Below are 1676 nucleotides of genomic sequence, written 5' to 3' on the forward strand. Positions count from 1 at the left end.
CGGTCCCAAGGGTATGGCTGTTCGCCATTTAAAGTGGTACGCGAGCTGGGTTTAGAACGTCGTGAGACAGTTCGGTCCCTATCTGCCGTGGGCGTTTGAGAATTGAGAGGGGCTGCTCCTAGTACGAGAGGACCGGAGTGGACGAACCGCTGGTGTTCGGGTTGTGATGCCAATTGCATTGCCCGGTAGCTACGTTCGGAATCGATAACCGCTGAAAGCATCTAAGCGGGAAGCGAGCCTCGAGATGAGTTCTCACTTTGACTTAGAGTCAACTGAAGGGCCGTTGAAGACTACAACGTTGATAGGCGAGATGTGGAAGTGCTGTGAGGCATTAAGCTAACTCGTACTAATTACCCGWGAGGCTTAACCATACAACGCCAAAGTGGTTTATAAGCGACAGAAGTTAATAGACTRAAGTAGACARAAGAAYTTAATAGCTTTTTCCAGATTTAAGAATTAAACAAGGTGACCAACCTCAGCGGTATCGCGAAATCGGTTCACCTTGCGCAAATGGAATGCTCGTGCGAGGCACGATGTCATTAGACATTTGCACCCAGATTTCCTGATGACCATAGCGTTTTGGAACCACCTGACCCCATGCCGAACTCAGAAGTGAAACAAAACAGCGTCGATGATAGTGTGGGCTTCCCATGTGAAAGTAGAACATCGTCAGGGCCTTATTAAAGAAACCCGTTGCAGCAATGCGACGGGTTTTTTTGCATTTGAAGTAAAGTACTACCATGTAGTATCTCCCCTTCGCTTATCCATGCGCTCATTTCCCCGAACTGCGAAGCGTTGCTTCGGTTTCTTGTCACCCAAACTCAGAAGTGAAACAAAACAGCTCGAAGGCGAGCCCCGCGAAGGGTCGGCCCCGGTCAATGATAGTGTGGGCTTCCCATGTGAAAGTAGAACATCCTACTTCGTAGCGAGCCAAGGCCTTATTAAAGGTCGATTAACAGCATTCATCCATGATTCTAATCGACATTAGTACATCCATGTACGTCAAACCCGTTGCAGCAATGCGACGGGTTTTTTGCTATGTGGGGCATAGAGATTTGAGATATAAAACCTCGCGAGGTAAATTCGCTCCTACCACAGCATCAGCACTGAGCTGCGTGGTCGGAGGTGGTTTACCCGCCGAGCTGTTGGGCTTCCCAAACAAAAAGAATAAAACATCCTACTTCGTAGCGAGTCAGGGCCTTATTAAAGATCGCGAGGCAAGCTCGCTCCTACCACCACATCAGCAATGAGCAGCGTGGTCGAAGGTGGTTTACCCGCCGAGCTATTAGGCTTCCCAAACAAAAAGAATAAAACATCCTTCTTCGTAGCGAGCTAGGGCCTTATTAAAGAGCGCGAGGTGAACTCGCTCCTACCACCACATCAGCACTGAGCAGCGTGGTCGGAGGTGGTTTATCCGTCGAGCATTTAAAAGCATATTGTATCAGGTTAAGTCAGATTGATGTTGGGCGGCTTAGTTTATGTGGATGAGAGTTACGAATGTAGAATATTTTATTGAATAAAACAGGATAGTATTTAATTTAATGTTCTTGCTTTTAAGAGCTCATTACTATGTAAAGGTTTGTAGGTGTTGATGAGTGAGTGTTTTTTAATGATGCGGATATTCGCTCACTTTTTTAGTAGTTATTGAAACTTATTTATTTGGTGTAACTTTAAAT

2 rRNA genes are annotated in these 1676 nt (G+C 46.2%); both read left to right on the forward strand.

Features of this window, described 5'->3' with window-relative positions:
* Positions 1-371 (forward strand): 23S ribosomal RNA (locus tag L1D50_RS22940); the annotation flags it as partial.
* Positions 372-561: 190 nt separating this feature from the next.
* A 5S ribosomal RNA gene (rrf, locus tag L1D50_RS22945) occupies positions 562-675 on the forward strand.
* The last annotated feature ends 1001 nt before the right edge of the window (positions 676-1676 follow it).

It is taken from the genome of Pseudoalteromonas sp. Isolate6 (genome assembly GCF_022398435.1).
GTDB classification, from domain to species: domain Bacteria; phylum Pseudomonadota; class Gammaproteobacteria; order Enterobacterales; family Alteromonadaceae; genus Pseudoalteromonas; species Pseudoalteromonas galatheae.